Source organism: Bacillus sp. EE-W1 (genome assembly GCF_009760835.1).
GTDB classification, from domain to species: Bacteria; Bacillota; Bacilli; order Bacillales; family Bacillaceae_G; genus Bacillus_A; species Bacillus_A wiedmannii.
This window is the reverse complement of the sequence record NZ_WIPE01000010.1, coordinates 1-11,435: the sequence shown is the minus strand read 5'-3', so window position 1 is coordinate 11,435 and position 11,435 is coordinate 1. Positions and strand designations below refer to the sequence as shown.

Below are 11,435 nucleotides of genomic sequence, written 5' to 3'. Positions count from 1 at the left end.
ACCACCATCACGATTGCGATCACGGTTACGACCATCGCCACCGCCGCGTCCGTCACGACTACGATTACGGTTACCATCACGGTATCCGCCTCCGTTACCGCCGCGTTTTTTAGAACCGCCACCTCTTGAAACAACTGGTGGTTCTGACGTTAAAGCGATTGGAGTTGTATCTGGCTCTTTTGTCATCATTTTTAAAGCAGCAGCTACTACTGTTACAGAATCATTCTCTTCTAACATTTCTTCTGCAATACGCTTGTAGTATGATAAATTATCATTTTCAATTGTGCTTTGAAGTTTTTCAGCGATTAAACGTTGTTGACCTTCTAATGCCTCGTCAAGTGTCGGTGCTTCCATACGATCAACTTTACGTTTTGTAGTGCGCTCGATATTTTTTAATTGTCCTGATTCACGTGGTGTTACAAATAACATTGCAATACCTTTTTTACCTGCACGGCCAGTACGACCGATACGGTGAACGTATGATTCTGGATCTTGTGGGATATCGAAGTTATATACATGTGTTACGCCTGAAATATCAAGACCACGTGCAGCAACGTCTGTTGCAACAAGAACTTCAATAGCACCTTCTTTAAATTTACGTAATACAGACATACGCTTCGCTTGTGTTAAGTCACCGTGAATACCTTCTGCTGCATAACCACGTAAGTTTAATGCTTCTGATAATTCATCAACACGACGCTTTGTACGACCGAATACGATTGCAAGCTCTGGAGATTGAATATCTAATAAGCGTGTTAACACGTCAAACTTTTTCTTTTCTTGCACTTCTAAATAGAACTGCTGAATGTTTGGCATTGTTACTTCTTTTGCTTTTACTTTAATGTGTTGAGGCTCAGTCATGAAACGCTCAGCAATACGACGGATTGGATCTGGCATTGTCGCTGAGAATAATAATGTTTGATGTGTATCTGGCACATCTGTTAAAATCGCTTCAATATCTTCAATGAAGCCCATGTTTAACATTTCATCCGCTTCGTCAAGAACAACTGTCTCTACGTTTTGTAAGCGAAGTGTTTTACGGTTAATATGATCTAAAATACGACCCGGCGTACCAACAATAATGTGTGGGTGTTTTTTTAGAGCACGAATTTGGCGGTTAATATCTTGACCACCATAGATTGGTAAAATACGAACGCGTTTATGTTTACCAATTTTGTACAGCTCTTCTCCAACTTGAATTGCTAATTCACGCGTTGGCGCGATAACAATACCTTGAACTGCTTCTTTATTTGTATCCACTTTATCTAATAGTGGTAATCCGAATGCTGCTGTTTTCCCTGTACCTGTTTGCGCTTGCCCAATAATATCCTTACCTTGCAATGCATGTGGAATTGTTTCAGCTTGAATCGGCGTAGCCTCTTCAAAGCCCATACTTTCAACAGATTGTAGTAAAGACTCACTTAATCCTAATTCTCGAAATGTTGTCAATGTTACTTCTCCTTTTCTATCCTATACTTATCATTTAAAAAAAGGCGTTTTCCGAATTTGCGGAAAAGCCCTTTTCCTGAATGCTCACGTATATAAACGGGCGTATATTCTTCGCGAAAATACTTCTAAACGTTATTACACTTTATCAATTATAAGTTTTGTATGTGCAAAAAGCAAACCCAACTGTTACCTTATTTTCATATTCAGAGTTTTTTTCTTCACTTTTATTTTTTTATATTTACTGTAAGCGCTTATTATAAGTTTCTTCTATTTTCGCATCTATCATCCCTATTTATATACACCAATTATTTCAACATCGTAATTACTTCTTCCAATTTCATGCCGCGAGATGCTTTTATTAATACAACATCTTTCACATCAACTACTGCTTGTAACTCTTTTACTAGCTCCTCTTTATTATCATACGCTTTTACACGCTCAATAGGGAAATTAATTTTCGCTCCTTCAGCAATTTGAGCCCCTAATTTACCATATGTGAACACATATGAGATTTTTGCTGGATCGATTAATTTACCTACCTCATAATGGAATTGTACTTCTTGATCACCAAGTTCTAGCATATCACCAAGTACAACAATTTTTTTAGCAAATCCATCTAAACCATTCATTAGGTGGAACGCTGCTTCCATAGCCGTTGGACTTGCATTATAAGCATCATTGATAATTGTTAAACCACTATTTGTTTTTACAATTTCCATACGCATGCCTGTCATTTGAAGTGTTACTAAACCTTCTTTCATCTCTTCCCACGTTACACCAAAATATTTCGCAATTGCCATTGAAGCAAGCGTATTGTACACATTGTGTTTTCCTAATACTGGTAAGTAGAATGAAATATTTTCTTCTCTATTCATTTTAAAATGTGTCCCAGTTGCCTGTAATGTTACAGTCGTTGGATAGTAATCATTTGCTCTAGCATCACCAAACGTAACTGTTTCAGCTATTAAATTCATTTCAGGAACACGATTTGTTAATAATGGCTCATCTCCGTTATATACGAATACTCCACCTTCTTGTAATCCTGTCACAATTTCTAATTTCGCTTCAGCAATTGCTTCACGAGAGCCTAAGTCCATTAAATGTGCCTCACCGATGTTCGTAATGATAGCTGCATTTGGACGTGCTAACTTAGATAAGAATTCAATTTCCCCTCGGCTGGACATACCCATCTCTAATACAGCTACTTCTGTATTTTCTTCTAAGTTTAAAATAGTAAGAGGTAACCCAATATGGTTATTAAAGTTTCCTTCTGTTTTTTGAACTTTGAATTTAGTCGCAAGAAGACTTGTTACAATATCTTTTGTAGATGTTTTACCGTTACTCCCTGTCACACCAATAACTTTCACATCCAATTGATTGCGATAGTTTTTCGCTAACATTTGTAATGCTGATAACGTGTCTTCCACAAAAATAACGGGAAGATTCTCAGGTGGATTTGCTACATCTTTCATCCATAATGTCGCCACAGCTCCATTTTCAACGGCTTTATCTACAAAAGCATGTCCATCGAAACGTTCACCTTGAATCGGAACATATAAGTTTCCATTTTCAATTTTTCTCGTATCAATAGAGACTCCTTGTATAGTAATTCCCTCATATTGCTCTGCTAATCCCGTACCATTTACCATCTGTTCTACTTGTTTTAACGTTCGATTTATCATGAGAACACTCCTTACATAGAGGAAGCACTATTCCTGCGAATAGTGCTTCCTCCTTTTTTGTTAGATTGTATATTTAATTTTTTGTTTTTCTTCGTGACGCTCAATCGCTAAACGAATTAGCTCTTCAATTAATTCCGGATACGGTAATCCAGTATGTTGCCATAGTAGAGGGAACATACTAAACGGCGTAAACCCTGGCATCGTATTCACTTCGTTAATATATACTTCTCCGTCTTTCGTTAAGAAGAAATCAGCTCTTGTTAAGCCAGCACTATCTAACGATTGGAATGCAATAATTGCATCTCGCTTAATGACATTAGACTCTTCTTCTGTCATTTCAGCCGGAATAATTAATGCTGTATCGCCATCGATATATTTCGACTTATAATCATAGAAGTCCTTTTTCGGTACGATTTCACCTACAACTGAACATTTCGGTTCATCATTACCTAATACACCAACTTCTACTTCACGTCCAACAATATTTTCTTCTACAATAATTTTGCGATCAAATTGGAATGCCTCTTCAAATGCATTCTCAAGCTCTTCACGATTTTTACACTTATTAATACCAACACTTGAACCAAGGTTTGCTGGTTTTACGAAGCAAGGATATCCTAAAACTTCTTCTACTTTTTCGTATGCTGTTTCACAATCTTTTTCCCATGCACTACGAATAAACGATGCATACTTCGCTTGTTTCAATCCAGCTTCTGCAAAGATGTTTTTCATAACAACTTTATCCATACCAGCAGCAGATGCTAGAACACCATTTCCTACATAAGGAATGTTCATTAATTCTAATAATCCTTGAACCGTTCCATCTTCACCATTTGGTCCATGTAATAATGGGAAAATAACGTCGATAGCATTTTCCTCAGAAGCTGCAGATGGAATGATTTCTGTGCTTAATGATAACGGAGAAATCGCATTTTCTGCACCGCTCATTTTTAGAACTTCAACATCTGTTACTTCACCTTCAATACGCTCACCGCGCACCCATTGACCTTGTTCTGTAATATAAATTGGATGAATCTCGAATTTATCTTGATTTAATGCTTTAATAGCAGCAAGAGCCGTTTGTAGCGAAACTTGATGCTCAGCTGATTTTCCACCATATAATAAACCTAATTTAATTTTTGTCACTGAAATCACCCTAACCAATTGTTTTCATTTTTCTATTTTAGCACTTTTTATAAAAATAGGTAGTTCCTATTTGAAATAAAATGTAACTTCCACAAATAATTAAATGACACCACTTATTGGTTTTCTATACTTTTTCTACTTAACTTTCTTCATAAATATACAAAATTAAATTCTAAAATACAGTGAAACTTTAATTAACGAGGGGCCATCCCCACTAATTATCAGCCCGCACCAATCGGACAGTTATCTCCCGCCGAATTTTGAGGTGGAAGTCTTACTGCCCATAAATAGCGGGATAAAATTGTAATCCAATCTAGTTATGTACCTAAAATATGTAGAAATCCCCTTTTTGTGTATGTCATCTACTCATTAAGAAGACTGTTTGGTCAGTGTGCCTTTTTGCCTTTGCTCAACGAGACGATCTAAAGAAACATATACAATACCTGCAACTACACATCCTACAGCTAAAATTGTAAATAGAAAGTGGCCAAGTAATCGATCCAATAAAAAACCGCCAAGAAGTGGACCGAATGCGCCTCCTGTAATCCACTGCAAACTGGCAGCTCCCATATAAGTCCCTCTCAAGTGCTCAGGGGCCAAATTCGCTACAAACGTCATCTGTACAGGCGACATAATCATCTCACCTAACGTATATATGGCATAAACGAACAGCAACGTTATTAAAATAATCGTAGCATTTGCATCAAATTCCCCAAACCACTTCGGTAACCATCCTATAAAGAACAAACCAACACCGAACAAACATGCACCATATAACATCGTCTTTCCGACAGGTTTATCTGTGGCCCATTTTGAAATTTGAAATTGGAACAACACAACTAATAGTCCATTTAAAGCCATTAAATATGGATATGGATTGTTAGTTCCAAAAATGCCTTTCATTTCATTATCAAAGTGCAGCGGCAACATGCCCTCTGTTTGAGAAAATCCCATCGAAATAATGATACCTGCTAACAAATAAATCATTAGTGCCTTATCTCTCATTACAATTTTCCAAACCGCCTCTGATTCCTTTTCTTTATTTTCTTCTTTATTCGCACTCTTTGGCATTGTCTCTTGAATAAGAATGAATACAAGTAATGCATAAAATAACATCGTAGACGAGGCAATAATAAACACAAGGTTCTTCGACAACATAACTACTGAAGCACCCATTATCGGGCCAATTGCAGCACCCATATTGTGCCCCATTCGTAATAAACCATATGCTTCTGTTCTTTTTTCAGGTGCTGTTACATCCGCAACCATTGCTGATGCAGCGGGATGGAATAATGAATTGCTGAGCCCTAAAAAAATAGATAAAATAGCATAAGGAATAAATCCTTCTATAAATAAAAAACCTAGCATGAACAAAGCATTACTCACCATTGAAAAAATCATTATTGGCTTTCTTCCATATATATCAGCAATCCTCCCACCGAGAAGAGAACCGAAACTTGCGGCAATCGGAGAAAGTGCCATAATAACCCCTACTTCCAATAACGAATCCACCTTATCTTTTAAATATAGGGCAAAAAAAGGCATCAACATCATCATTGCAATTCCATTTAACGTTTCGCCAATAAACCGAATCCATATGTTTCGGTCCATCTCCCTTAACTCACGCCACGTATTTTTCATACATTCCCCCCTCAGTTCCCCAACAATTATATTATATACACAATCAGAAAAATGTAAATTTTCAGAATAAAAAATCCATCCTAACAGAATTAGAATGGATTTTTCAACTTATAAATTCGCTGCATCTTCTTCGTCTTTACTATTATTTAAAGCACTATGTTTTCGGCTATATAAGAAGTAAACTGCAATACCGATAACCATCCATACCCCAAAACTAATCCAAGCAGTTCCGGATAACTGAAGCATTAAATATAAACAAAAAATCACCGTTAATGCTGGTAAAAATGGTACAAGCGGTGCCTTAAATGCTCTTGGTAAATCCGGATGAGTTCTTCTCATTACAATAACAGCAACAGCTACAAGTGCAAAGGCTGATAAAGTCCCCATATTTACAAGATGCGCTAACACATTTAAATCTATTAATCCTGAAATAAGTGCTGCAATAATTCCTGTTGTCCATGTATTTAAAAATGGTGTTTTAAATTTTGGATGGACTTTAGCAAGGCGCTTCGGCAATAATCCATCTCTACTCATTGCATACGAAACACGTACTTGCCCATACATCATAACTAACATTACTGTTGTGATTCCTGTAATTGCTCCTACTGAAATTACTCCCGCTAAACTATCTTGTCCAATAAATTGAAGTGCAAAAGCAACTGGATCTGATATATTTAACTGTCCGTATGGAACAATTCCTGTCAAAATAAGTGAAACAACAATATAAAGAACCGTACAAATTAATAAAGATGCAATAATGCCAATTGGTAAATCACGTTGTGGACGTTTCACTTCTTCTGCTGCCGTTGAAACTGCATCAAACCCTATGAATGCAAAAAACACTGTAGCAGCTCCAGCCATTACACCATCTAAGCCAAACGGCATAAAAGGTGTCCAATTTTCAGGTTTTACATAATTAAAACCAGCAAAGATAAATATGAGAACAACCGCTAATTTAATAAACACCATAATGTTATTTATTCGTGCACTTTCACGAACACCTCTAGATAAAAGAACTGTCATTACTAAAATAATTAGAACCGCAGGCAAATCAATTATTCCACCCTTTCCTGTACCAGGGGCCGAGGAGAGAATGGTAGGAATATGGATCCCAAATCCCTTTAATAAAGATTGAAAATAAGCGGACCAACCGTTTGCTACAGCAGATGTAGCGAGTAAATACTCAAGCATTAAGTCCCATCCAATTAAAAATGCGAATACCTCTCCCATCGTCGCATATGTGTACGTATACACACTGCCTGAGACAGGAACTGAAGAAGCGAATTCAGCATAACAAAATGCAGCAAAGGCACAGGCTAACGCGGCTATCGCAAATGATAATATAATAGCTGGCCCAGAATGTTTTGCTGCTACCACGCCCGTTAGAACAAAAATACCTGTTCCAACAATTGCCCCGATTCCAAGCATAGTTAAATCCAATGCACCCAATGTTCTTGCTAACGTCTTTTGCTTACTCTCTTGCATTAGCTTTGCAATAGGCTTCTTTTGAAAAATTTGCTTCATAGCATGCTCCTCCAAGTTTTAAATTTTCTGAAAATTTTTAATTCGCTTTTTTATTTTACTCATTGCACTTTCCCCAGTCAATACTTTTGTCGAAATAAGTAGAAATCTTTCGGAACATACAATATCCTTATCGTTGTTTCTATATATCTTTCCGTATTTTTTTTTGGTATTATTATACATGTCGATTCCACAAAAGAGGCATGCTCACTTATTGAGCATGCCTCTTTTTACCTATTTCACAGTATGTGAACCTTCTTCAATCCAGCTATACATATATTTTTCATCTTCTGTTTCATGTGCTTGCTTTACAATACGAAGCGGACGGAACGTGTCTATCATAACAGCTAGTTCAAGTGTTTCTTTCTTCCCTATACTTCCCTCTGTTTTCCCAGGATGCGGCCCATGAGGAATTCCGCTCGGATGAAGTGTAATAGAACCTTCTTCCACACCTTTCCGGCTCATAAAGTTTCCTTCTACATAGTACAGTACTTCATCACTATTCACGTTACTATGATAATATGGTGCCGGAATAGATTCTGGATGATAGTCGTATAAACGTGGTACGAAAGAACAAATAACGAAATTGTGACCTTCGAACGTTTGATGTACTGGAGGTGGCTGATGAATACGACCTGTGATTGGTTCAAAGTCCTCTACATTAAAGACCCACGGATATAAATAGCCATCCCAACCAACAACATCTAACGGATGGTGCCCTAAAACATGTTTATGCATATAGCCTCGCGACTTTGTCATTACGACAAACTCACCTTTTTGATCATACGTCTCTAATTTTTCAGGACCACGAATATCTCTCTCACAAAACGGACTATGCTCTAACAATTGTCCATATTCATTCCGATAACGACGCGGCGTTGTGATTTGACTATTTGCCTCTACAACAAGAAACTTAGTCTCTCCCTCATCTGGAATAACACGATAAATCGTTCCAATTGGGATTGTTACATAATCACCTTTTCGATAGTGAATCGTTCCAAACATCGTTTCAATTTTCCCTGTTCCGTAATGAACAAATAACATTTCATCACCATCACCATTACGGTAGAAATAGTCCATTTTTTCTGTTGGAGCCACTACTCCAATTAATAAATCCTCATTCCCAAGCATAAAATTCCTTCCGCTTACTGCATCGCCAGTTTTTTTATTTTCTTTCGTGCGAAAATGACGATGAGCAAGAGCTACATCTTCTTCATACTGCAACTGACAAGAATGAGATAATGCCGCATGACCTACTTCCGTTGGCATATAATGATGGTACAAAATAGATTGCGTACCAGAAAAACCTTTTGTTCCCATTACCTGTTCGCGATAAAGCGACCCATCTTTTTTACGGAATTGTACATGTCGTTTATGAGGTAGCTCCCCCATGTGACGATAAAACATGCCCATCACCTGCTTCCATTTCTTTTTTGACCGTATTACGTAACGTACCTAAACCAGTAATCGTAAGTTCTACAACATCCCCATCTTGCAGCCACTCTTCCGTACCCAGTTCTAAAACACAACCTGTTCCTACTGTCCCAGAACCAATCACATCGCCTGGATATAACGTAACGTCTTCCGAAGCACGTTCAATCATTTCAGCAAATGTATAGTAAATATCTTGGAAGTTCCCCTTTGATAATAGCTTTCCATTTACATGAGCAGTCATCTCTAACTCATAACGGTCACCGTTACGATAAACATCCAATTCCTCTTTCGTAACAAGGTGCGCTCCTAATGAAGTTGCAAAATCTTTTCCTTTTGCTGGACCAAGTCCTACCTTCATTTCTGTTGCTTGTAAGTCCCTTGCACTCCAGTCGTTCATAATACAATAACCAAAAATGTATTCCTCTGCTTGCTCACGAGAAATATTTCTTCCTTCTTTCCCAATTACGCAAGCGATCTCTAACTCATAATCAAGCTTTTTAGATTTCTTCGGACCAATTACAAAATCATCTGGACCAATTACAGCACGATGGTTCGTAAAATAAAAAACCGGGATATCGTACCATTCAGGTACAACCTCTAGCCCTCTCCGGCCGCGGGCCGTTTTTACATGCTGTTCAAACGCGTAAAAATCCCGAATACTACTCGGATTAGGAATTGCCGCCGCTAATTGCACTTCCTCTAAGGAATATATACCCTTTTCCGGATTCTCCATATTACGCAATACTTCTACATACTCATCCGCTTTCTCTAAAAAGGCGAACATAGAAGAAGGTAATTTTCCATCACTAGCAAGATTCATATCAATTACTTTGTCACCTTCAAGCCATCCAGCTCGCATTTCTTTCGAAGGAAGACGAAATGTAACAAATTTCATCATGATTCCTCCCTATGAAAATGAAATTTCCACCAGCAAAGAGACTTTTGCTGGTGGATACAAATCTTATAAGTTTCCGCGACGTTCCTGTTCTCTTTCAATTGATTCAAATAATGCTTTAAAGTTCCCTTCTCCAAATCCGCGAGAACCTTTACGTTGAATAATTTCAATAAATAAAGTTGGACGATCTACAATTGGTTTCGTAAAGATTTGTAGTAAGTATCCTTCCTCATCGCGATCTACTAAAATCTTTAATTCTTTTAACCTATCAATTTCTTCATCAATTTTCCCAACTCGCGCACTTAACTCATCATAATAAGTATCAGGTGTATCTAAAAACTCCACGCCATTTTCACGAAGTGCTTCCACTGTTTTAACGATATCGCTTGTTAATAAAGCAAGATGTTGTACACCTGCTCCATTATAGAATTCTAGATATTCTTGAATTTGCGATTTTCTCTTTCCATCTGCTGGCTCGTTAATAGGGAACTTAATACGACTTCCATTTGTCATAACTTTCGACATTAATGCTGAATACTCTGTACTAATATCGTCATCATCAAAATGAATCATTTGTTTAAAGCCCATAACATTCTCATAATAGCTAACCCATTCTTCCATTTTCTCAACATTACCAACTACGTGATCTACAGCAATTAAACCTGACTCTGCAAATGGAATATTAAACTCCACTTGTTGGAATCCTGGCATAAATGTTCCTTTATAATTTTTACGCTCTACAAGCGTGTGAATTGTATCACCATACGTACCAATAACTGCTTTTTTCAGTGTACCGTTCTCGTCTGTTAATTCCACAGGTGGAGCAATTGCAACGGCACCACGTTTCACAGCTTCCGAATATGCTTTGTCAACATCGTCAACAAGTAAAGCAACATCTTTTACACCATCACCATGTGTCTTTACAAATTCTGCGATACGATTATCGCTACTTAAAGCACCAGACACAACAAAACGCATATTTTTTTGCACAAGAACATAAGATACCTTTTCACGGTTACCAGTTTCTAATCCAGAGTAAGCCACAATTTTGAACCCGAATGCTCTCGCGAGGTAATAACTTGATTGCTTTGCATTTCCTACGTAAAATTCCAAATGATCTACATCACGTACCGGAAAAAAGTCCTCCATTTGTGCAGCTAGCGTATCCATAGATTTTTGTTTCATAAAATCCTCATCCCCCTGTAAATAGATTAAATGGTTCATACTTAAAACCAACCGAAAACGCTTCCAACATCAATTAATAGAAATTAGTTAGCAAGCTAACAAATTCTGACCTTTAAAATTTTCTATCTTTTCTGTCAAATTCCTCTTTTTTTCTTACATATAAAATTCGACTTTTTTCTCTTTACATGACGGAGGGAATATTCATACTTGAAGGTATATAGGAGAGGAAAACAAAAAAGACCCCAACATATTAACTACTTACTAATATGCTAGAGTCTTTATTTTTTTTGAATGATTGTATTTATATGTCTCATACTAATACATTTGCAAGGAATAAAATAAATGATGTTAATACTACCGCTCCACCTAATGATCCTAATAAATCTGTTTTTGTTACTTGTAACACTTGTTCACTGTTCATATTCCTCATTCTCCTTTCATTTTGTATGATTTAAAACTTCTATTATACTAATACACTTGAT

Annotated in this window: 9 protein-coding genes; all 9 read right to left on the bottom strand. The window is 37.1% G+C overall.

Annotated features, from left to right (window positions below; genetic code table 11):
- The coding region (cshA, locus tag GFJ36_RS01110) for a degradosome RNA helicase CshA (RefSeq protein WP_137035454.1) at positions 1 to 1,449 on the bottom strand (1,449 nt) is incomplete at its 3' end.
- A gap of 305 nt (positions 1,450 to 1,754) precedes the next feature.
- Entirely contained in the window at positions 1,755 to 3,131 is a 1,377-nt protein-coding gene (gene murF / locus GFJ36_RS01105; protein ID WP_088121136.1) for a UDP-N-acetylmuramoyl-tripeptide--D-alanyl-D-alanine ligase, read from the bottom strand.
- A gap of 60 nt (positions 3,132 to 3,191) precedes the next feature.
- Positions 3,192 to 4,277, bottom strand: coding sequence for a D-alanine--D-alanine ligase (locus GFJ36_RS01100; protein ID WP_000161438.1), 1,086 nt, complete (start codon positions 4,275 to 4,277; stop codon positions 3,192 to 3,194).
- 369 nt (positions 4,278 to 4,646) lie between these two features.
- The gene (locus GFJ36_RS01095) at positions 4,647 to 5,918 is read right to left on the bottom strand and encodes an MDR family MFS transporter (protein ID WP_098230761.1); all 1,272 of its coding nucleotides are present in this window, start codon (positions 5,916 to 5,918) and stop codon (positions 4,647 to 4,649) included.
- Between the two features lie 108 nt (positions 5,919 to 6,026).
- Positions 6,027 to 7,442 carry a branched-chain amino acid transporter BcaP gene (gene bcaP / locus GFJ36_RS01090; protein ID WP_000809356.1) on the bottom strand — a complete coding sequence of 472 codons (1,416 nt, stop codon included), beginning with the start codon at positions 7,440 to 7,442 and terminating at the stop codon, positions 6,027 to 6,029.
- A gap of 231 nt (positions 7,443 to 7,673) precedes the next feature.
- A complete protein-coding gene (locus GFJ36_RS01085; RefSeq protein WP_048542891.1) occupies positions 7,674 to 8,846 on the bottom strand; it encodes a homogentisate 1,2-dioxygenase in 1,173 nt (390 codons plus the stop codon).
- On the bottom strand, positions 8,812 to 9,768 hold the full coding sequence (locus GFJ36_RS01080; protein ID WP_000674024.1) for a fumarylacetoacetate hydrolase family protein: 957 nt from the start codon (positions 9,766 to 9,768) through the stop codon (positions 8,812 to 8,814). The genes GFJ36_RS01085 and GFJ36_RS01080 overlap by 35 nt, the downstream gene beginning before the upstream one ends.
- A 66-nt stretch (positions 9,769 to 9,834) precedes the next feature.
- Positions 9,835 to 10,953, bottom strand: coding sequence for a 4-hydroxyphenylpyruvate dioxygenase (gene hppD / locus GFJ36_RS01075; RefSeq protein WP_098230763.1), 1,119 nt, complete (start codon positions 10,951 to 10,953; stop codon positions 9,835 to 9,837).
- Between the two features lie 310 nt (positions 10,954 to 11,263).
- A complete protein-coding gene (locus GFJ36_RS01070) occupies positions 11,264 to 11,374 on the bottom strand; it encodes a DUF3948 family protein (RefSeq protein WP_001083700.1) in 111 nt (36 codons plus the stop codon).
- Positions 11,375 to 11,435 lie beyond the last annotated feature (61 nt).